Annotated in this window: 18 protein-coding genes; 2 read left to right on the top strand and 16 right to left on the bottom strand. The window is 68.2% G+C overall.

Translation table 11 applies throughout. From position 1 onward, the window contains the following. Positions 1–99 precede the first annotated feature (99 nt). The 5 genes from ntrC to glnA all read right to left on the bottom strand — a co-directional run bounded on the left by ntrC (position 100) and on the right by glnA (position 6,322). A complete protein-coding gene (gene ntrC / locus LL962_RS00545) occupies positions 100–1,527 on the bottom strand; it encodes a nitrogen regulation protein NR(I) (protein WP_228315499.1) in 1,428 nt (475 codons plus the stop codon). Next, positions 1,520–2,575: a two-component system sensor histidine kinase NtrB gene (locus tag LL962_RS00540; RefSeq protein WP_425478198.1), complete on the bottom strand. Its 1,056-nt coding sequence runs from the start codon at positions 2,573–2,575 to the stop codon at positions 1,520–1,522. Before LL962_RS00540 ends, ntrC begins: the two co-directional genes overlap by 8 nt. Before the next feature lie 259 nt (positions 2,576–2,834). Continuing rightward, positions 2,835–4,274 carry an ammonium transporter gene (locus LL962_RS00535; RefSeq protein WP_228315498.1) on the bottom strand — a complete coding sequence of 480 codons (1,440 nt, stop codon included), beginning with the start codon at positions 4,272–4,274 and terminating at the stop codon, positions 2,835–2,837. Positions 4,275–4,296: 22 nt separating this feature from the next. Beyond that, a complete protein-coding gene (locus LL962_RS00530; protein ID WP_002808480.1) occupies positions 4,297–4,635 on the bottom strand; it encodes a P-II family nitrogen regulator in 339 nt (112 codons plus the stop codon). Between the two features lie 277 nt (positions 4,636–4,912). Next, positions 4,913–6,322, bottom strand: a complete 1,410-nt coding sequence (glnA, locus tag LL962_RS00525) for a type I glutamate--ammonia ligase (RefSeq protein ID WP_104588520.1) — start codon at positions 6,320–6,322, stop codon at positions 4,913–4,915. A 222-nt stretch (positions 6,323–6,544) separates the two neighbouring features. Here glnA and LL962_RS00520 point away from each other — a divergent pair, with 222 nt between their 5' ends. Together LL962_RS00520 and LL962_RS00515 are read left to right on the top strand one after the other, a co-directional pair. Continuing rightward, the gene (locus LL962_RS00520; RefSeq protein ID WP_228315497.1) at positions 6,545–7,339 is read left to right on the top strand and encodes an undecaprenyl-diphosphate phosphatase; all 795 of its coding nucleotides are present in this window, start codon (positions 6,545–6,547) and stop codon (positions 7,337–7,339) included. A gap of 133 nt (positions 7,340–7,472) precedes the next feature. Then, a complete protein-coding gene (locus LL962_RS00515; RefSeq protein ID WP_228315496.1) occupies positions 7,473–8,294 on the top strand; it encodes an META and DUF4377 domain-containing protein in 822 nt (273 codons plus the stop codon). 145 nt (positions 8,295–8,439) lie between these two features. Here the strand turns inward: LL962_RS00515 and LL962_RS00510 are convergent, their stop codons facing one another. The 11 genes from LL962_RS00510 to LL962_RS00460 form a co-directional block, all read right to left on the bottom strand. After that, positions 8,440–9,051: a YbhB/YbcL family Raf kinase inhibitor-like protein gene (locus LL962_RS00510; protein WP_228315495.1), complete on the bottom strand. Its 612-nt coding sequence runs from the start codon at positions 9,049–9,051 to the stop codon at positions 8,440–8,442. Between the two features lie 155 nt (positions 9,052–9,206). Next, the gene (locus tag LL962_RS00505; RefSeq protein WP_228315494.1) at positions 9,207–11,279 is read right to left on the bottom strand and encodes a tetratricopeptide repeat protein; all 2,073 of its coding nucleotides are present in this window, start codon (positions 11,277–11,279) and stop codon (positions 9,207–9,209) included. 211 nt (positions 11,280–11,490) lie between these two features. After that, complete coding sequence (locus tag LL962_RS00500) at positions 11,491–12,477, bottom strand: YheT family hydrolase (RefSeq protein WP_104588515.1); 987 nt, start codon at positions 12,475–12,477, stop codon at positions 11,491–11,493. Between the two features lie 63 nt (positions 12,478–12,540). Continuing rightward, on the bottom strand, positions 12,541–13,440 hold the full coding sequence (locus LL962_RS00495; RefSeq protein ID WP_228315654.1) for a lysophospholipid acyltransferase family protein: 900 nt from the start codon (positions 13,438–13,440) through the stop codon (positions 12,541–12,543). A 21-nt stretch (positions 13,441–13,461) separates the two neighbouring features. After that, positions 13,462–13,890, bottom strand: a complete 429-nt coding sequence (locus tag LL962_RS00490) for a hotdog fold thioesterase (protein ID WP_228315493.1) — start codon at positions 13,888–13,890, stop codon at positions 13,462–13,464. 228 nt (positions 13,891–14,118) lie between these two features. Beyond that, on the bottom strand, positions 14,119–16,146 hold the full coding sequence (locus LL962_RS00485; protein ID WP_228315492.1) for a phospholipase D-like domain-containing protein: 2,028 nt from the start codon (positions 16,144–16,146) through the stop codon (positions 14,119–14,121). Then, positions 16,143–16,715, bottom strand: a complete 573-nt coding sequence (locus LL962_RS00480) for a YceI family protein (protein ID WP_104588511.1) — start codon at positions 16,713–16,715, stop codon at positions 16,143–16,145. Before LL962_RS00480 ends, LL962_RS00485 begins: the two co-directional genes overlap by 4 nt. 3 nt (positions 16,716–16,718) lie before the next feature. Next, positions 16,719–17,195, bottom strand: a complete 477-nt coding sequence (locus LL962_RS00475) for a SixA phosphatase family protein (protein WP_228315491.1) — start codon at positions 17,193–17,195, stop codon at positions 16,719–16,721. Positions 17,196–17,211: 16 nt separating this feature from the next. Beyond that, positions 17,212–17,844, bottom strand: coding sequence for a ParA family protein (locus LL962_RS00470; RefSeq protein WP_104588509.1), 633 nt, complete (start codon positions 17,842–17,844; stop codon positions 17,212–17,214). Positions 17,845–18,107: 263 nt separating this feature from the next. Next, complete coding sequence (locus LL962_RS00465) at positions 18,108–19,025, bottom strand: AEC family transporter (RefSeq protein ID WP_228315490.1); 918 nt, start codon at positions 19,023–19,025, stop codon at positions 18,108–18,110. A 718-nt stretch (positions 19,026–19,743) separates the two neighbouring features. Next, the gene (locus tag LL962_RS00460; protein ID WP_104588507.1) at positions 19,744–20,379 is read right to left on the bottom strand and encodes a tetratricopeptide repeat protein; all 636 of its coding nucleotides are present in this window, start codon (positions 20,377–20,379) and stop codon (positions 19,744–19,746) included. Between the last annotated feature and the right edge of the window lie 75 nt (positions 20,380–20,454).

Raw genomic sequence — 20,454 nt, 5'->3', positions numbered from 1 at the left:
GCACGGCTCCGACACGCGGTACGGCTCTTCGCAGGCGCCCCTCACCTCCAGCCCCTCTCGCGCAGACGGGAGCGGGACTCAACTCCGCGTGCGGGCCAATCAGCGCCGCTTGCGGCCCGGGCCGAGCTTGCGGGTGACCGTGTTGCGGCCCAGTCCCAGGCGCGCGGCGGCTTCGGCACGGCGGCCCTGGGTCAGCTGCAGGGCGGCTTCGAGCAGGGTCTTGTCCAGGCGTTCGCGCGCTTCTGCGTGCAGGCCCTGGGCGCCCTCGCTCAGCCGTTGCGCGGCCCAGCTCGAGAGCATGTCGTCCCATTGTCCGGCGCTGCTGCGGCCGGTGCGCTGGCGGCCGCGCGCCAGCGCGGCATCCACATCGATCACATCGATGATGTCGGCAGTGGCCAGTGCGGCCAGACGCCAGCAGACGTTTTCCAGTTCGCGCACGTTGCCGGGCCAGTCGTAGTGGCGCAGTGCCTCCAACGCGGCCGAGGACAACCGCTTTGGCGACATGTCGAGCTTGCGCCCTGCCATCGCCAGGAAATTCTCGGCCAGTTGCGCGATGTCGCCGCGGCGTTCGCGCAGCGGCGGCAGCTGCAGGCGCACCACGTCCAGGCGGTGCAACAGGTCGGCACGGAAGCGGCCCTGTTCGACCAGCGCTTCCAGATCCTGGTGGGTGGCGGCGATCACGCGCACATCGACGCGGATCAGCTCGCGCCCGCCGACGCGGAAGAATTCGTTTTCGGCCAGCACGCGCAGCAGGCGGGTCTGCAACGGCAGCGGCATGTCGCCGATTTCGTCCAGGAACAGGGTGCCGCCGTCGGCCTGTTCGAAACGGCCGATATGGCGCTTGGTCGCACCGGTGAAAGCACCGGTTTCGTGGCCGAACAATTCGCTTTCCAGCAACTCGGCGGGAATGGCGGCGGTATTGAGCGCCACGAACGGTTTGCGCGCGCGTGGCGACTCGTTGTGCAGCGCGCGGGCAACCAGTTCCTTGCCGGTGCCGGTCTCGCCATTGATCAGCACCGACAACGGCGCCTGCGCCAGCCGGCCAATGGCGCGAAACAGTGCCTGCATCGCCGGGGTATCGCCGATCAGCGATGCCGAGCCGTCGGCCACCAGCGTGGCGATGCTCGGCTGCGCGCCGGCCTCTGCATCGGGCAGCGCGCGCGCCGCCAGCGCCACCGCATCGTCCAGGTCGAACGGTTTGGACAGGAACTCGTGCGCACCACCACGGAAGGCGCCAGCGGTGCTGGCCACGTCGGTATACGCCGACATCACGATCACCGGCAGCTGCGGATGCTTGGACTTGAGCTTGTCCAGCAGGGTCAGGCCGTCTTCGCCGGGCATGCGTACATCGGTGAACAGCAGGTCCGGGGTGGGCCGCATCGCCAGCGCCTGCAGCGCGGCGGCGGCGCTGTCGAAGCCGTCCACGGCATAACCGGCGTCGCGCAGTGCGGTGGACAGCACGAAGCGCACCGAACGGTCGTCGTCGACCACCCAGATATGGTGGGATGCGGCGGCGGCCTCAGCCATGCAGAGAATCCTTGTCGTGGTCGCCGGCCAGCTCGGGCAACAGCAGGGTGAAAACGGTATGGCCAGGACGCGAGCGGTAGGTCAGGGTGCCGTGGTGTTCGCGCGAGACCTGCTGGGCCAGCGCCAGGCCCAGGCCGCTGCCTTCGGCACGGCCACTGACCAGCGGCAGGAACAGGTGCTCGGCCAGTTCCTCGGGCACGCCGCCGCCATCGTCGATGATCTCCAGCCGCAGCGACATCGCATGTACGCGGTCGCGGATGCGCTGACCATGTTCGACGCGGGTGCGCAGGGTCACCCGGGTGGCGCCGGCCTGGAAGGCGTTGCGCACCAGATTCCACACCGCCTGGGTCAGGCGGTCCGCATCGCCGAGGATGTCGGGAATGCTGGGATCGTAATCGCGTTGCACCTGCACCGACCAGCCGCCCTCGGCCTCGGCCAGGCGCAGCACGCGCTCGAGCACCACGTGGATGTTGAGGCCCTCGTGCGGGCGCAACGGCGACGGCGAGAGCAGGCGTTCGAGCAAGGTGTTGAGGCGTTCGATCTCGGTGCCGATCAATTCGATCAGTTCGCGCTCGTCCTCGTCGCGCCCGGCCGAGCGCCGCGCCAGCAGTTGGGCGGCGCCCTTCAGGCCGGCCAGTGGATTGCGCAATTCGTGCGCCAGCCCCTTGAGTGCGGCGCTCAAGGCGTTGGGCAGCGCATGGGTGGGGTCCAACGCGGGAAACTCGTCGACCGGGTGGGTTTCCAACAACCAGCCGCCATCGTCCAGCCGCGACAGCCAGCCCTCGGCAAAGCGCGGGGCGTCGTTGGGCAGGCCCAGCGCCAGCCGGTGCAGGCGCAGCACATCGCGCTCGTCGTTGAGCAGGAACCGCCCCAACGCATCGCCCTGCACCTCCAGCGCGGCCAGAGGCTGGTCGACCAGGCGACGCGCACTGACCCCGAGCCAGCGCGCGAAGGCCGGATTGACGCCCAGCACGCGACCCTCCCGGTCGGCCCACGCCACCGGGGTGCCCAGGCTATCGAGCGAGGGAGTGGGCACCGTCATCGCCATTGCACCAATCTGGTGCAATCGAGCGCCGGCTGCGCGGATGGCATGCCGGCCGCCGGGGTCCCAGAGGAGCGCGCCGGACGGCGGCGGCGGGCACCGGCCCGGCGCAGCTGCGCGCCGGCCGTGACAGGCGTGGGGCTGGTCATGCAGTCACCTCGGCAATCGATCCGCGCCACGTCGCGGGGGAGACACCGATCCGGCGCAGGCGGCGCCGGTCGGACCGTTGCGCCGCCCGCGGCGATGTCGCCACGGGCGGTCATGCTCAGGACTCGTACGCCGCTTCGCCGTGCGAGGTGATGTCCAGGCCTTCGCGCTCGGCGTCTTCGCTCACGCGCAGGCCGAACACCAGTTTGGCGACCAGGAAGCCCACCGCCGACACCACGCCGATCCACACCACGGTGATGCCCACGCCCAGCGCCTGGATGCCGACCTGATGCACGATGTCGTAGTCGCCACCCTTCTGGCCGCCCAACGAGGCCGCCGAGAACACGCCGGTGAGCAGCGCGCCGACGATGCCGCCCAGGCCGTGCACGCCGAACACGTCCAGGCTGTCGTCGGCACCGAGCAGACGCTTGAGGCCGGTGACGCCCCACACGCACAGCATACCGGCGGCCAGGCCGATCACGATGGCGCCGAACGGACCCACCGTGCCGCAGGCCGGGGTGATGCCGACCAGACCGGCGACCATGCCCGAGGCCACACCCAGGGCGGAGGACTTGCCCTTGATGATCTTCTCGGTCAGCGACCAGCCCAGGATGGCCGCGGCGGTGGCCAGCAGCGTGTTGAGGAAGGCCAGCGCCGCGCCGGCATTGGCTTCCAGGTTGGAGCCGGCGTTGAAGCCGAACCAGCCCACCCACAGCAACGAGGCACCGACGAAGGTCAGGGTCAGGTTGTGCGGCTTGATCGCCTCGCGGCCCAGCCCGGCGCGTTTGCCGACGAAGTAGGCGCCCACCAGGCCGGCGATACCGGCATTGATGTGCACCACCGTGCCGCCGGCGAAATCCAGCGCGCCCAGCCCGAACAGGTAGCCACCGGTGGCCCAGACCATGTGCGCCAGCGGCAGGTAGCCGAAGGTGAACCAGATCACCGAGAACAGCAGCACCGCGGCGAACTTGACCCGCTCGGCGAAGGCACCGACGACCAGTGCACCGGTGATGCCGGCGAAGGTGGCCTGGAAGGCGACGAACACGTACTCGGGCAGGCTCACGCCCTTGGTGAAGGTGGCCGCCAGGGTTTCGATGGTGACGCCCTTGAGCAGCGCCTTGTCCAGATTGCCGATCCACGCACCTTCGCCGGAGAACGCCAGGCTGTAGCCGTAGATCACCCACAGGATGGTCAGCAGCGAAAACACCACTGCGATCTGGATCAGCACCGACAGGACGTTCTTGGCGCGCACCATGCCGCCGTAGAACAACGCCAGGCCCGGCACCACCATCATCAGTACCAGCAGCGTGGAGGTCAGCATCCAGGCGACATCGCCCTTGTCGACCACCGGCGCGGCCTCCGCGGCCACTGGCGCCGCCTGCGGCTGCAGCGAGGGCAGCGGTTCGGTGGTGACCGGCTCGGTCGGCAACGGGGTGATCTGCGCACCGGACTGCGCATGCGCGCTGCCCATGCCGCCCGCCAGCAGCGCACTGAACAGCATCAGCATGCACACGCTGTAGAACCGGGCCTTCCACCCGGCAAAAAGAGCTGTCTTCATACGGACTCCGGGGAGGATGGACTCAGAGCGCATCGGCGCCGATTTCGCCGGTGCGGATACGCACCACCTGCTCGATCGCGGTGACGAAGATCTTGCCGTCGCCGATCTTGCCGGTGCCGGCCGCGTTCTGGATCGCCTCGACCACCGCGTCCAGCCGGTCGTCGGTCACCACCGTTTCGATCTTGATCTTGGGCAGGAAATCCACGACGTACTCGGCACCGCGATACAGCTCGGTGTGGCCCTTCTGGCGCCCGAAGCCCTTGACCTCGGTGACGGTGATGCCCGACACGCCAGCAGCAGACAGGGCCTCGCGGACCTCGTCGAGCTTGAACGGCCGGATGATGGCGGTGATCAATTTCATGCGCATACCCCGAATGGTGGAAGGAACCGGCCGGCGTCGCGCCGACCGGCGGTGTCATTCACCTGGATGCCAACCCCGGCATCCAATGCTTCGCGGATCGCGCAGACCCCGGCGGATGCCACGCATCCGCTTGGTGGGAGAGGGTCAGGCCCGCGCGCCGCGAACTGTGTGCTCTCTCGTACCCCGCAACGCCACGGCAGCGCCGCGGCGTGGTCAGACAATGGGCGGCGATGGTGCAGGTGGGAGGGGGAGCCTGCACCACCGCCGCGGTGGAACCTTAGTTGCCGTAGTACAGCTGGTACTCCAGCGGATGCGTGGCGGCACGGAACTTGGTGACTTCCTGCATCTTCAGCGCGATGTAGCCGTCGATGAAGTCGTCGCTCATCACGCCGCCGGCCTTGAGGAACTCGCGGTCCTGGTCCAGCGCTTCCAGCGCCTGATCCAGGCTGGAGCACACCTGCGGGATCAGCTTCTCTTCTTCCGGCGGCAGGTCGTACAGATCCTTGTCGCTCGGCGCGCCCGGGTCGATCTGGTTCTTGATGCCGTCCAGGCCGGCCATCATCAGCGCGGTGAAGGTCAGGTAGCCGGACTGCAACGGATCGGGGAAGCGCATTTCGATGCGGCGCGCCTTCGGGTTGGTGACCCACGGGATGCGGCACGAGGCCGAGCGGTTGCGTGCCGAATAGGCCAGCATCACCGGCGCTTCGAAGCCCGGAACCAGGCGCTTGTAGCTGTTGGTGCCGGAATTGGCGAAGGCGTTGATGGCGCGGGCGTGCTTGAAGATGCCGCCGATGTACCACAGCGCCAGCTGCGAGAGCCCGCCGTAGCCGTCGCCGGAGAACAGGTTGGTGCCGCCCTTGGTCAGCGACTGATGCACGTGCATGCCGCTGCCGTTGTCGCCGACGATCGGCTTGGGCATGAAGGTGGCGGTCTTGCCGTTGCGGTAGGCGACGTTCTTGATGATGTACTTCATCGTCAGCAGTTCGTCGGCCTTCTGCACCAGCGAGCTGAACTTGGTGCCGATCTCGCATTGGCCGGCAGTGGCCACCTCATGGTGGTGCACTTCGGTCTCGATGCCGACCTGCTCCAGGGTCTTGATCATTTCCGCACGCAGGTCGTGCAGGGTGTCGGTCGGCGGAACCGGGAAATAGCCGCCCTTCACGCCGGGACGGTAGCCGCTGTTGCCGCCTTCGTACTTGGTGCCGGTGTTCCAGGCCGCCTCTTCCGAACCCACCTGGAAGAAGGTGTGGCCCATGTCGTTGGCAAAGCGCACCGAATCGAAGATGAAGAATTCCGGTTCCGGACCGAAGAAGGCCTGGTCGGCGATACCGGAGGACTTGAGGTAGGCCTCGGCACGCTTGGCGATACCGCGCGGGTCGCGCACGTAGCTCTGCATGGTGGCCGGGTCGAGGATGTCGCAGGTCAGCACCACGGTCGGATCGGCGAAGAACGGATCCAGATAGGCGGTACCGGCGTCGGGCAGCAGCACCATGTCCGATTCGTTGATGCCCTTCCAACCCGCGATCGAGCTGCCGTCGAACATCTTGCCTTCTTCGAACAGCGCCGGCTCGATGATGTTGGCCGGAAAGGTCACGTGCTGCTGCACGCCGCGCATATCGACGAAGCGCAGGTCGACGAACTCGACCTTGTTGTCCTTGATCAGCTTTTCAACGTTTTCCACGGACATCGGAAGAAACCTCGGATTGGAGTGAAGTGGCTCGTGAGCGGATTGACAGCAGGGACCATGCCAAGCCGCGCGCTTTCACAAGTCGTTGATTTCGCTGACCTCGCTTGAGATCGCTGTGGCGGAAGATCACCGGCTTGGTGCAAACCGGTTTGCATGCTGCACCAATATGGGGCATGCCGCAATGCACTATCCTCTCGCCTCCCCCGCACCTGTCCCCGTCCGATGTCCGACCTCATCTCCGCCCTGCTGCTTGGCATTCTCGAAGGCCTTACCGAATTCCTGCCGATCTCCAGCACCGGCCATCTGCTGATCGCCGAACAGTGGCTCGGACGCCGCTCGGACTTCTTCAACATCGTCATCCAGGCCGGCGCGATCCTGGCGATCTGCCTGGCGCTGCGACAGAAACTGTGGACGCTGGCGACCGGCCTGGGAGAACGCGCCAACCGCGATTACGTGCTCAAGATCGGCGTGGCCTTCCTGGTGACCGCGGTGGTGGGATTGATCGTGCGCAAGGCCGGCTGGCAACTGCCGGAAACCATCCACCCGGTGGCCTGGGCGCTGCTGATCGGTGGCGTCTGGATGCTGGTGGCCGAGCACTTCGCCAGCAAGCTGCCCGAGCGCGACGTGGTGACCTGGAAGGTGGCCATTGCCGTGGGCCTGGCGCAGGTGGTGGCCGGTGTGTTCCCGGGAACCTCGCGCTCGGCCTCGGCAATCTTCCTGGCCATGCTGCTGGGATTGAGCAAGCGCTCGGCGGCGGCGGATTTCGTGTTCATGGTGGGCATTCCGACCATGTTCGCGGCCAGCGGCTATGCGCTGCTGGAGATGTACAAGGAAGGCGGCATCGGCAGCGAGAACTGGGCCGATGTGGCCGTGGCCTTCGTGGCCGCCACCATCACCGGCTTCGTGGTGGTGAAGTGGCTGCTGGGCTACATCAAGAAGCACCGCTTCACCGTGTTTGCGCTGTATCGCATCGTGCTCGGCGCGGCCTTGCTGCTGTGGCTGCCGGCGGTGGCCTGAGGCCCTGGCGCGCGGCAGCCCGGTCGCGGCTGCGAGCGCACTGCCCGAAGCGGATGCGCAAGCAGTGACGGCGGTGGTTGCCCTGGCCGCAGCCCGGCGGTATCACTGAGCCATCGATCACCGGGAGCTGTCCATGCGTGCCGTGTTCTTGGCCCCAGCGCTGCTGGCGGTGGGTGTGACGGCCTGCGGTTCGGGTGCCGCGCCCGACCGTCCTGCCGCCGTGCGCCCTGGATCGGAGACGGCTGCGGCGCCTGCAGCGACAGCGCCGGCCAGCTCGGTCGCCGACAACGCGCTACGCGCTGCCCTGCAGGCCCGCCACTGGCAGTTGCGGCAGGCCAGCGATGCGCATGGCAGCGCACTGAACAGCTTGTTCGTCGCCGGCAGCGCGCCACTGCAACTGGAGTTCGGCGATCAGCGCGTCCAGGTCAGCCAGTCCTGCAACGCGCTGGGCGCCAGCTACGGCGTGACCGCTGCGCGGCTGCAGATCGGCCGGGTCGTCTCCAGCAAGCGGCTGTGTGCGCAGCCGCGGAAAATGGCGCAGGAACGGGCGGCCAGCGAGCTGTTGTCCGGCAGCTTTGCGGTGACGCTGGACACCACCCAGGCCGCACCGCAGCTGCGTCTGGCCCGCAGCGACGGCACCCGCCTGCTGTTCGGCGGCGCGCCCACCGCCGACAGCCGCCACGGCGGCCCCGGGCAGACGGTGCTGCTGGAAGTGGCGGCCGACACCATACCCTGCCCCGCCGACCCGGCGCGCGCGTGCCTGCAGGTGCGCGAGCAGACCACACAAGGACAGCGTGCGACCGGGCCGTGGCTACCGCTGGACGGCAATATCGAAGGCTTCGAGCACGAAGCCGGCATACGCACCCTGCTGCGCGTCACCCGTTATCCTGCCGCTCCCGACAGCGGGGGTGCGCCGGTGTATGTACTGCAGCAGATGATCGAGGCGAGTGGGTAGCTTGGGATTCGGGATTCGGGATTCGCTGAGCGTTGCAGGCGTGGTTCGGCGGTCGGCGCGTCCGACGCGATCAACTTGCCCGGGTGCCTTGCGGCACCATGGCCGCATCGGCCGATGCAGCCGATGCGGTGGTGCTGATCTGTGCTCAGCGCAGCGATGGGTTCAGCGTATAGGTGCCGTGCAGCGCGGCCTCGGCGAGCACGTGGCCCTGCATCGCGGTCAGCAGATCGGCCGCGGTGAATGGCGTCGGCAACGGCAGCTGCGCCACATCCAGCGCGAACACGCGGAAGAAATAGCGGTGCATGCGCAGGTCGTTGAACGGCGGATAGGGGCCGTCGTAGCCCAGGTAGTCGCCGGCCATGTCGGGATTGCCGGCGAACCATTGTGTATAGGAATTCAGGCCCTGGCGCGCGCCAGCCGGGCCGGCGGGTTGCCGCTTTCCCTTGGCGACGAACCCCTCGCTGCAACTGCCTGGCGCAATGGTGTGCACGGTCGCGGGGATATCGGCCATGGCCCAATGCACGAAATCGGTGCGTGGTTGTTCGACCGGGATCTGCAGATCCGTCCGCCCCACGGTGTCCGGCACCGTTGGCACATCCGGGTCCAGGCACAGCAGCGCGAACGACCGGGTCCCGCCGGGCGCATCGCTCCAGGCCAGGTGCGGGTTGCGATTGGGCGCGAAGCCGTCCGGGGTGCCGGCAGCGAATTCCACCGCGATCGGCTTGCCGTTTTCGATGCTGGTACTGGTCAGACGCATGCAAGGTCTCCATGGAGCGAGGTGCCCCAGCGTGCCTGGATTGGGGCAGCAGCGGAAGTCGCCGTCATGGAACCGTGTGTGGCGCGGCTGGCGCGGTCGAGCGCATGCGTGATCGATAACGCCCGTCGCGGCCGGGTCCGCTCCTGCGACGTGCGTCAGTCCTGCGGGTAGCCGAAGCGCACCGCGATCAGCGTGAGTTGATCGAATTGACCACCCAGCACGCTGCGATAATCGCGCCAGCGGCCGGCTGCCAGCCGTGCCGGTCCGCGCGGTTCGATCAACGGGAAGCTCAGCCCGAACGCCTGCTGCAATGCGTTGGAGATGCCTTGCGGGTCGCTTTCGATGCCGTCGAGCCGGATGATCCGGTGCGGGTACAGATCGCGCTCGTGCAGCACCGCCAGTTGCTCCAGCGCGACCAGCAGCCAGTCGGTGGCCTGCTGCGGCGACTCCACTGCCAGCGGTGCCGGCGCACCGGCCGACAGCCAGTCCAGCAGCATGTCGCGCGGGTCGCGCAATGCGATCGCCAGCCGGCCCTCGGGCAGGTGCGGGCGCAGTGCGGCAAGCAGGCTGTTGTCCCACCACAGCAGCCAGTCGATGACATTGCCATCGTCGATGGCGCGGCGCGGCAGCTGCGCCTTCCAGCCTTCCACCAGCGCCAATGGGGCCAGTTCGCCGGAAGCCAGCTGCTCGACGGTACGGTAGCTCTGCAACGCGTCCGACGGCGGTGTGGTGCCGTAGCGGTCGCCGCGCACCAGCGGCGTGGCGGCGTCCATCGCCGCGATCAGGCGTTCGACGTGCGAACCGGGGGTACCCCAGACGAACAGCGGACGCGCGGTGACGGTGTCGGGAATGGTCCCCAGCGCGGGCCACTGCATCGGCTGCCTGGCGGCCTGCGGCGGCAACGGCAGGCGGTGCGGGGCCTGCTCGCGCTGGAACTGCATCCAGGTGGACAGGGCGGCGTCGGGCTGGCCGGCGCGGTCCTGCACATTGCCCAGCCAGGGCCGCAGCACGGTCTGCTGCGGCGCGGGCAAGGACTCGATCAGCGATTGCACGCAGGCGATCGCCGCCGGAGGGTCGCGCGCGAGCAGGGCCTCGACGATGCGTTGCTCGCCGCTGATGCGGCCGGGCTCCACTGCCACGATCTGCCGCGCCACCATTTCCGCTTCGTCGGCATGGCCCTGCATGTCGTGCACGCGCATCAACGCTTCCAGCGCCGGCAGATGCTCGGGCATGGCCAGCAGCCAGCGCTCGATCACCGCCTGGGCCTGCGGCCCTCCCACCGGTTCCACTGCCAGCCGGGCCAGCCACAGGTCGTGCGAGCCGCTGAACGTGGCCAGCGCCGCATCCAGCGTGTCGCGCGCGGCATCCACCGCACCCAGGCGCTCCCAGGCGGTCAGCAGCGCATGCAGGGTGCGCCGGTCCGACGGCCAGTGCGCCAGCGCCAGGCGCAGGTGCGCGGCGGCCTGATCGGGGCGGCCGGCCTGCAACTCCATCTCGCCGGCCAGCCGGCGCATTGCCGGACTGTCGCCGCCGGGCTGCTCCAGCACCGCCTCCATCGCGGCCAGCGCATCGTCCAGGCGGCCCTGCCGCTGGGCCAGCTGGGCAATGAAGGCGCGCAAGGCGGTGCCGGGTGGGTTGAGCTCGACCACGCGCTCGAACGCGCGCTCGGCGAAGGCGAAATGCTCCTTCTGCAGGTAGGCAAAGCCCAGCGCGAACATCACCCGCGGGTCGTCCGGCAACTGTTCCGCCGCGCGGGTGAGCAAGGCCAGCGCGCGGTCGGCCTGGCCGCGGCGCATCTCCACCACGCCATCGACCGCCAGCAGTTGCGGATGCTCCGGCACCAGCCGCCCGGCGGTGCGGCTCAGCCGCTGCGCCTCGTCCAGATCGCCGCGCGCCACCGCCAGATGCGCCTGCATCACGTAGGCGTTGAACTGGTTGGGGTCCAGCGCGGTGCTGCGCGACAACGCGGCGTCGGCTGCGGACAGGTCGCGCGCGGCCAGCAGCAACCCAGCATGCAACAGGTGCAGGTCAGCGTCTTCCGGCGCCAGCGTCAGCGCGGTCTGGATGCTGGCCAAGGCCAGCGCCGGTTGACCTTGCTGCTGCAGGGCCAGCCCCAACCACCGATGCGGCTGCGCATCGTCCGGTGTGCTGGCCGCCCACTCGCGGGCCAGCGCCACCGCATCGTCGGCCGCGTTGCGGCGCAGGGCTTGAAGAATGGCGTCTTGCATGGCGGCGGCGTGTCCCGGACAAACCGCTATTGTAACGATGCGCGCTGCTGCGGCTGGCGTGTACGGGTGATCCATGCCGATTCCGAGCACCGGCCGCGCCCGCCTGGCGGCTGCGCAGTCGTCTTGTTAGCCGCTCTGTATCATCACGCAACGACAACCACTGCCAGAACGCCGACCACTGCATCCATCCACGGAAGTCGTGTCGGCACGGTCAGCGCGCCGCCGTCAGCCGCTCGGCCACCCAGCGTTCGGCGAAGCCGTCGCCGCGCGCGTTTTCCAGGAATCCGCAGTGCCCGCCCCAGCGCGCGATCTCCAGCTGCGCGTGCGTCGGCAGGCGCCAGGCGGCGAAGTCTGCGTACGGAATCACCGGGTCGTCCTCGGCCATCAGGATGTCCGAGGGCACCTGCAGGCCGGCCAGGCGGTCGCCGGCAATCGAATAGCTGTCGAAATACGCTTCCAGCGAGCCGTGTCCGGTGTGCTGCACCGCCAGCCAGGCCATCAGTCCGCGCATGTCCAGCGCCAGGGTGGCATCGTCGTAACCGTGCTGGTCGGGAAACAGCTTGCGCTTGCGCAGCAACGAGTCGCGCCATTTGCGGCGGAAGTACCAATCGTAGAACTGCGGGCCCTTTTCCAGCTGGGTCATGGTCGCGGCCGGATCCAGCAACGGGCACACCGCTGCCACGCGGGCCAGCGGCAGCCCGGCCGCCGGGGCGCGCAGGGCCAGCCGCAGCGCGAAGTTGCCGCCCAGCGAATACCCGGCCGCCAGCAGTTGCGGGGCGGGAAAGCGCCGCCACAGATCGCCCGCCGCATTGACCACTTCGTCGATGCGATCGGAATGGAACAGGTCCACATTGAGATGATGCGTGCCGCCGTGATCGCGGAAGTTGAGCCGAAACACCTGGTAGCCCAGACCCAGCAAACGCGCGGCGGTCAGCCGCATGTAATTGGAATCGGCGCTGCCTTCCCAGCCGTGCAGCAGCAGCACGGTGCCGCGCACCGGTGCATCGCCGGGCGGCACGCTCAGCCAGCCTTGCAGGCGCACGCCATCGCCGCCATCGAGGATATGCTCGCTGGTGACCGCACCGCTGGCGCTCAGCAGCTGGCGGCTGCGGATCCGGCGCAGGGCGCTGCTGCCCAGCACCGATTGCACATGCGGGTTGCGCAGCCAGCGCGGCGGCAGGTAATCGGAGGCGTTCATGCGCGCGTGCGGCCGGGCACTGCCGTGGCGACCGCGGGAGGCAGGGGCGCGCGCATCGTCGGCTCAGGATTCCATCGCGGCGATGATGCGTTGCCGTGAGGTATCGGCCAGACGGCGACGCCCCTCGATGTCGAATGCCCCGATCGGCTCGAGGAAATGCACTTCCGCCAGCCGCGGCGGCTCACCGAGCAGGCGCACGATGTTGGCGAAGAAGCTTTCGCGTTCGCCGAAGGCCACCACCGCCTGTGCATCCCCGCGCACGCCATAGCGCAGCGCGACCGGCTGCACCGGGACGCCGGCTTCGACCGCTGCCTGGAAGATGCGCGCGTGGAATGGTCCCACCTCGGTGCCGCCGCGGGTGCGTCCTTCCGGAAACACGCCGACCGGTCTGCCGCCACGCAGGCGTTGCAGCATTTCCTGCAGCACCCCGCCCATCGATTCGGTATTTCCGCGCTGATGGAAGATGGTCTGGCCCTTGGCCGCCAGCCACCCCACCAGAGGCCATCCGGCGATCTCGCGCTTGGCCACGAAGCCCATCACGCGCTGGCTGTGCAGCATCGGGATATCCACCCAGCTGACATGGTTGGCCACGAACAAGGTGGGGCCGGGCAGCGGCTTGCCGAAACGGCGCAGGCGGAAGCCGAAGATGCGCATCAGGTTGCCCTGCCACCAGCGGATCATCACGTATTCCAGCGTGTCGTCGCGGCCGATGCGGATGCGCGCCAGCGGCGGCGCCACCACGCACAGCATGGTGACCGGCAGGCACAGGCTCAGGTGCAGCAACAACAGTGGTACCCGATACAGGTACCGGAACCAGCGCAGCACACCGCCAGCATCGCGCGTGGCGTCCAGGGATGACTCGCTCATTCGACCAACGGGACCGGTAACAGGGGAAGGAGGCACGGCTATTGTGACAGCAGCTTGGCCGCGGTGCAGTGCCGGCCGCGCACGGCGCTGTTCCACCCATGCGCTTGCCGGGCGCACTCAACCATCGCTGCGCGCCACCACGGCCAGCGTCAGGCGCGACACGCAGACCCGTTTCCCGGCCGGATTCTCGATGACGATGTCCCAGACCTGGGTGCTGCGCCCCACGTGCACGGCGTGCGCGGTGCCGGTGACCAGGCCCTGGGTGGCGGCACGCAGGTGGTTGGCATTGATCTCCAGCCCCACGCAGATCTGGCTGCGCATATCCACGCACAGATTGCCGGCGCTGCTGCCCAGGGTCTCTGCCAGCACCACCGATGCGCCACCGTGCAACAGGCCGTAGGGCTGTCGGGTGCGCGCATCCACCGGCATGGTGGCGCGCAGCCAATCGTCGCCGGCATCGGTGAACACGATGCCTAGATGTTCGATCAGGGTGTTGCGGCTGCTGGCGTTGAGGGCGGCGAGGTCGACGGGTTCGCGGAAGGTCATGGGCTGGGGATTGGGGATTGGGAATCGCAACAGCGGTTGCGGGGCCGGGGCCTGATGCAATGCAGCCACGGGGTGGTTCACGCCAGGACGGTAACAGGCCGAGCGGGGTCGTTGCTTGTCGGACGCTGGCGGAATCGGACCCGACGACCCGCGGTCGTCTTCAATCCCGGGTGGTGCGGGTCCCGGTGCTGCATGCGGCGCCGGTGTACGCGGCCGACCGCGCGGTGCTCAGAGTATCGGCACCAGACCGGCACCGAAGGCGGTGAGCATGCGCACCAGCAGCCACTTCGGTCCCACGTTGACCTCGGGGAAATCGCCCACGGCGACATAGCACTGCCGGAACTGCGGGTCCTGCCGCTTGAGCGGGAACGGGCAGCCGGGGCCAGGCTGGAACTCGTAGTTGGTGGCGTAGCGCCATGGCCAGAAGTCCAGCACCGGCAGCGCCTCGGACACCTTGCCCACGCTGTAGTTCAAGCCGCTCAGCAGCGGCGGCTTTTCGCGCGGCGCCACCGTCCAGGCGTTCTCCGGGCCGATGTCGCGTTCGATGCTGGCCGCCAGCGCCTGCGCAAAGCGCACATCGTCGATCACCACCGCCGCCTCGGTGTTGTAGTTCTCGCTGCGCGGATCGAAGTTGTGCGTGCCGATCACGCCGATGCGGCGGTCCACCACCAGCGACTTGGCATGCAAGCCCATGCGCGCGCCGGCCCGGGTCACCGGCAGCGGTTTGTTGACCGCACGGGTGCCCAGGAACGAGGGGCGCGTTTCGGTGCGCAATACGCGGCGATCGACCTCGCTGCCGCCGGGCGCACGGCCACTGCCGCTGCTGCCGCGCAGAGCGCTGGCCGGCGCGCTCTGCGCGCTACCAGTGCCGCTGGCGCCGCCGCTGCCGCGCACCGCGTTGCCGGCCGCGCTGCCGCCGATCAGGCGGGTGCCGCGCTCGTCATCGTCGCTGGCGGCATCGGGATTGAGCGGATCCGGCAGCAGGTTGGCGTAGTCCACCGGCGCATCCAGCGGAAACGGCTTGAATTCGTACACATTGAAACCCAGCTCGCGCAGGTTGCGGCGTTTGAACTTGTACGACAACGCATAGACGATGGGGTTGTCGGTTGCGGCCAGGCTGTTGGTGGACACCACGATGCGCGGCGGCTGCGGGCGTTGGCGCAATTGACGGAAGATGGCCTGCGCCTCGTCGGACAGCACCAGGTACGGCGTCTGCAGCAGCACTTCCTGCTGCGCGCCGGCGATCAGGCTGTCCAGTTCCGGGGCGGTGGACACCGCCTTGGAGGCAGGTTCCCTGCGGTGCTTCTGCGGCAGGTCGGCCACGTACAGCACCCGCCGCACCGGCATGGCCGGGGTGACGAAGACATCGCGCACGAACTGCGGATCGCGCGCCTCCCGGTCCACCCGTGCCACCCGTTCGGGGCGCCGGAACTGTGCCGACGGCATCGGCGGCACGCCCTGCTCCAGCAGCAGCCGGCCCACATCGTTCAGACGCTCGGCCGGGATGCTGCGCCGTGCACGCCAGAACGCATCGAAATTGGCCGCCATCGCGCGCACTTCCGGCCCCGCCAGGATCACGTCGCGGTCGCGGAAGTTGTATTCGCTGTCCCAGTCGTAATAGTCGTCCTGGTAGTTGCGCCCACCGACCACGCCCAGCACATCGTCCACCACCAGCAGCTTGTTGTGCATGCGTTGGTTGAAACGCCGGAAACAGCACAGCACGCTGCCGGCGTAATCGAAGTAATTGAGTTTGACCTTGCCGAAGGTGGGGTTGTAGATACGCAGCTGCAGGTTTTCATGGCTGCCGGCGAGCGCACCGAGAATCTGCAGATCGGCGATCGCCGACAGCTGGTCGATCAGGATGCGCACCTTGACGCCACGCCTGGCGGCATCGACCAAGGCGTCCAGCACCATGCGCGCGCTGTCGTCCTTGTCGAAGATGTAGGTCTGCAGATCGATGCTGCGGGTGGCGCTGCGGATCAGGTTGAGCCGGGCCACCAGCGATTGCTCGCCGTGATCGAGGATGGTGGCGTAATGCCGCGGCACCGTCGGGGTAGAGGCGGTGATGGCCTCGCCCCCCAACGCGCGCAGCGGCGACGGCTGGGCGCAGTGGTTGGCCTGGCTGCACTCCACCACGGTACTGCGCGCGGCGGCGGCCACGCCGGCGGCACGGTTGCGTTCGATGTTCGACAGGCCGGCGCATCCGGTGCCGAGCAACAGCGTTGCCAGCACGAAGCCCTTCAACAGCAACTTCACGGGCGCCTTGCCTCCTGCAGGCGCCCACGCAGAATGAACGTCACCCTGTCGCCCAGGGCCATCTGCCACGCATTCATTCCATAACGTCCACGCAGCACCGTACCTCGGCTGATCACCTCGCAATCATAGCCCGGCCGCGCGCATTCGGCGGGCGCCACATGCAGCGTCTCCATGTGGGTGATTCCGCGAATGGTCAGGTTGCCGGTGATGTCGCCACCGTCCTTGATCGCGTCGTCGGTGTACGGCAGCGATTCGAATTCCACCACCGGATAGCGCGCCACGTCGAAGAAGTCCTCGCCCCGCATCCAGCCGGTGTAGCGGTCCTTGCCCGGGATCTCCACCTGGGTGGCGTCCAGCCGGAACCGCACCTGCTGACGCTTGTCGGGCAGCTCGACCACTTCACCGCGAAAGCGCGGGAAAATCCCTTCGATCTTCATGCCGAAGCGGGTTCTGATCTCGAAGCCGAAGCGCGATTGCGCCGGGTCGATGGAATGCACCTTCTGCTGCGCCAGGCAGGGCAGCGTGACCCAGAGCGCGAGCCAGGCGTACCAGCGCAACGACGATGACACGGATCAGGGCCACCAGAAGGCAGTCAGACGGGCGATGCCCGGCTCGATGGTGGCTTCCAGCGGCAGTGCCAGCAACGCGATCGAGGCGGTGGGCATGCCACGGTAATCGCCGGTCTGGCCGCTGTGCATCAGCGCCGCCAGGCGTTCCAGCCCGGGGTTGTGCCCCACCAGCAGCAGGCGCTCGGCATCGCGATGCTCGTCCACCAGGCTGGCCAGGGTGCCGGGCGTCGCCTCGTAGATGCGCTCGTCCAGGCGCTGTTCGATGTAGCCGGTGAGTTCGAGTACCGCCTCCAGCGTCTCGCGGGCGCGCCTGGCCGGCGAGCACAGCACGCGGTCGGGGACCAGCCGTTGCTCGCGCAGCCAACGCCCGGCCGCTTCGGCCTCGGCGATGCCGTGCGGGGATAACGGGCGATCCAGATCGGCCTGACCGGTGTCGGCCGGCTCGGCATGGGCATGTCGCAACAAGATCAATTCGCGCATTGGAAACTTTCCGGTTCTAGGACTTCTTGAGCCATTTCAGCAATGGCTCCCAGTCCTGTTGATGGTCGCGCACCTGCGCCGAGCGATAGTCGAAGAGGCTGCGGCCCAGTCCGGCCATGACCACGTAGGCCTGCGTGTCGCGCAGCTGCGTCACCAGCGGATATGGCCAGCTGCCGATCATGTCGGCGGCCTGTTGCGAGGTCTGGGTCCACGGGCGGGCGCGGTTGAGCACCAGACCCACCGGCAGCTTGCGCTGATGCACGCGCGGCACCTTGGCCAGGGTGTTGAGGAAGCCGACCACTGCTTCGATATCCAGCGCCGAGGACAACACCGGCACCACGACGGCGTCGACATGGTCCAGAAACCCGCCCAGATCGTCGGCCATCGCACCGGCGGGTGCATCGATGACCAGTTGATCGGTGCCCTCGGGTACGGCCGCCTGCCAGTTGCGGCGTTTGGTGGCATCGATGGGCAGGACGGCGCTGTCCAGGCTGGCGCGCCGCTGCGCCCACCGCGTCGACGAGCCCTGCGGGTCGGCATCGGCCAGCACCGTGCGCTGGCCCTGCAGCGCCGCATAGGCGGCCAGATTGGTGGCGATCGTGGTCTTGCCGACGCCGCCCTTGGAGGCGGCCACCAGAACTGTCTTCATGCACGCCTCGCTTCCGGGAGCAAGCCGGCAGCGTACACCGCGACAAGGTGAGGAGGTAGTCGAAACGCGTTAAAACGCCAGGCGCGGCAGCGGGGCTGCGGGAACCCCAGGCGATCACCGCTGGGGACTGCCGCACATCGTCCGCTGCAGGCGTACCCCGCAGATGGGGCCAGGCAGGCATCGCGACGCAACACGGCCTGCCCGCCAGCGCATGCGCCTGGACTGGCCAGCCGTCCAGCGGGTACGCCCAGGCGCGCCTGGGCTCATCCGGCCAGTTGCGCCAGCAGCCAGGCCCATGCAGGCAGGGTCAGCAACGACAACAGGATGCTGTAGCCGACCATGGCCGCGGCCAAACGCGGCGCCAGACGATGCGAGATGGCCAGCGCGGCGGCGGTGATCATGCTGGGCATGGCCGATTCGAGCACATTGGTCTGCAGCATCAGGCCATGCAGGCCGAGCGCCCACGACAGCGGCAGCGCGAGGATCGGCATGACAACCAGCTTGAACGCAAGGCCCAGCGCCAGCGGCTTGAGTTCGTCGGCCGGCAGGCGCAGTTGCAGTGAAAAGCCCACCGCCAGCATCACCAGCGGCAGCATGGCATCGGCCAGGCTCTTCAGACCGGACCCGATCCAGGCCGGGGGCTGCTCGGGCATCAGGGTCAGCGCGAACAGCAGTGCCCACAAGGGCGGGAATCGCAACACCCGGCCCAGGATCGTCCTGGTGGTCGGCGGGCGATCGCCGCTGTAGCGCGCCAATACGTACAGGCCGAAGGTGGACAGCAGCACGAAGGTACCGAACTGGTCGTAGACCACCGCGTACGGCAACGCCTGGTCGCCCAGCAGCGCGCGTACCATCGGGAACCCGATGAAGCTGGAGTTGGTGAACACCACGCACATCAGCAGCGCGGCGTATTCGCTACGGCCGACCCGCAGCAGGCGGCTGCAGCCCCACAGCAACGGCACGATGAGCGCGGTCAGCAGCCACGGGGTGGCGATCACCCCGCCCAACGAGGCGTCCAGGTGCAGCCGCGGCACATAGGTCAGCACCGAGGCCGGCAGGCAGATGTACAGCACGATGCGGTTGAGCACATCGGCACTGTTCTCGGGCAACACCTTGAGCCGCGCGAACAGCAGGCCCAGGCCCAACATCGCCAGGATCAAGGCAAATGCATCCACCGCCATGGGGTGATCGTGTCCGTGGGAAAGCGATGCACAGGATCGCATGGCGCGCGGTGTGCGCAGCGGTGGATGCGTTGCTTGACGGATGCGCGGCGCACGCCACCGAGTTTCGATCACCTCGAAGCCGCAATTGCGGCATTGTTTCCATCGGCGGAAGCCAGCATGCGACGGCACGGGCCCCTCGCCGCTCCCCGCGGGACACGCCGTGACCCGTCCATGGGCTCGATGCGGCATCCATGCCCAAGCGGCGAGGACACCACACCAGACGGTTGGCTGGTGGTTTTATTTAAGACGAGGACCGCGCCCGTGGTCTGCGGGCCGCTTGTTGAACCACGCGCACCGACCAACGCGACTGGTCCTTGCCCGCTTACCGTCGCGGGACCTTACGCGGCATGGAGGCCGCGTAAGAGCCTGCACGGACGTACTTGCGGCGTGTCCTGCGATGGTGGGCGGGCAAGGGCCTGCAGCCAAGCCACAGGCCAAGCGCTTTGCGACCTCGCAACCTCGGACAGCAACGCGCTCAGCCATCGTTCCACTCAGGCGTACAGACCCGGTAGAACCTTTCGACGAGCTGGCGGAATCGAGGTTACGCGTCCTCGTTTCAGGTAAGCGGCCTGCCGGCGCACCAGATCGAGCCTGGTTGATCGGCAGAGCGTGCCTGGCCCAGCCTCAGCACTGCACGACCCGCGCTGCAGGACATCCCCGCAGCGCGGCGCGGCGCTTACGGAAACGCTGGTGGGTTGGCCTGCCAGGCCGCATGGACCTCGGCGAGGCTGGCCCGCTCTGCGTCGCGCCAGTCCGGCAGCAGGCTGGCGTAGTTGGCGGTACTGCTCCAGCGATCCGGCCAGGTGCGCACCGCGGCGGCATACCATTCGGTCGCCTCCTGCTTGCGCCCGGCGCGCCACAGCGCCAATGCGGCGGCGGTGGGCAACCATTGCGGCGTGGCCGGCCGGCCGTTGGCCAGGTTGGCCCACTGCTGCAGCGCCTTGTCCGGCTTGTCGGCGCGCAACAGGTCCCAGCCGTAGTTCCAGGTAATGGCACGGTATTGCTGGCTGCCATTGGAGACCAGCCCCAACGCCCCCTGGTAGAGCTCGTCGCCCAGCTGCGTTCGCCCACCGGCGTAGGCCAGCGAGGCCAGCTGCGCGCGCGGTTCGGCCGCACGTGCGTCACGCTGCACCATGGTGGCCAGCCGATCGACGACGGCATCGCCCTGCCCCTGCACCGCCACCACCGGCTTGGTCGTGGCGCGGTCTTCGTCGAAATAGAACTCCTTGGGCTTGGGCAGAGTTTGCGCCTGCGCCAACGACCACACGCCCCCGAGCAGGGCCAGGGCGGCCCATGCGTATTTCCTTTTCACTGTGTTTTCCCCTGACAGCAAACGACCCTTCCCGCTCCCATCCTAACCGCAGCGCGGCGGCTGTGCATCCGCAAA

This window comes from Xanthomonas sp. NCPPB 1067 (genome assembly GCF_020783795.1).
Taxonomy (GTDB): Bacteria; Pseudomonadota; Gammaproteobacteria; order Xanthomonadales; family Xanthomonadaceae; genus Xanthomonas; species Xanthomonas melonis.
The sequence above is the reverse complement of the archived record's forward strand: the minus strand, read 5'-3'. Positions and strand labels throughout refer to the sequence as shown.